The 766-nt window shown below is 53.8% G+C and carries 1 protein-coding gene; it reads left to right on the top strand.

The window, feature by feature from the left end; translation table 11 throughout:
- A partial coding sequence (gene alaE, locus ASF69_RS05790; RefSeq protein ID WP_156462003.1) for an L-alanine exporter AlaE occupies positions 1-299 on the top strand: 299 nt, incomplete at its 5' end.
- Between the last annotated feature and the right edge of the window lie 467 nt (positions 300-766).

Raw genomic sequence — 766 nt, 5'->3', positions numbered from 1 at the left:
TGATACCAATAGGGCGTCCGTACGGGATGTGGCGCGACTGGATGATGAGCCATGCGAAGGAAAACCGACTGTCCCAGCTTCTATGGGACAGCTTGGCGCTGATGAGCTTTCAGGTGCCGATCTACGCCGCGATCATCGCTTTTAGCGGAGCCTCCGGGGATGGGCTGATACGAGGGGTCTTGGGCGCAGCGGTGATGATGATCACGCTCGGCCGACCTTATGGAGCATTTCTGAACTGGATAAGACACCTTTTTGGTCTACCGCCTGGAGGTGAAAAGCCAATGTCACTTAACACCTAAACGTAGGGGGACCTTTAGACAGCGCCGCGGCGATTTGCCAATGCCAACATTGCTGCATCATATCTCGCAAAGCGTGCTCAAATGCGAAAATGCGATGGTCGGGTTTTCCGATCGTTGTGGCATCTCTTACTACAAAAGGGCGAACCCGATTGAGCAGCTCGCGAGACTGGCATCGAGCAGCAAGGTATCACACTGAGGGCTTGGGAGGTCGTTGTCGTTAAATGCAGGGTCTGCGGCACGTATCTAACATTCCTCAACGGCGTATGAGGAATGTCGATAAGGACAAGTCTTTGGATCAACTGGGATCGCAGATGCGTTGTCAAAAGTGCCGCAAAAGAGGCGAAGTGAAAATCACTGTCGCGAAGATGCCGAGGTGACGCATGTGCAACCTGTACCAGGTCCGTAGCAATCAGGAAGCCATGCGCGACATCACTGGCACGATGAATGAGCGGCTCAACCTTCAGCCA

The organism is Rhizobium sp. Leaf311, assembly GCF_001423445.1.
Classification (GTDB): domain Bacteria; phylum Pseudomonadota; class Alphaproteobacteria; order Rhizobiales; family Rhizobiaceae; genus Agrobacterium.
Note: the sequence above shows the minus strand (reverse complement) of the source record. Positions and strands in the feature narration are given on the sequence as shown.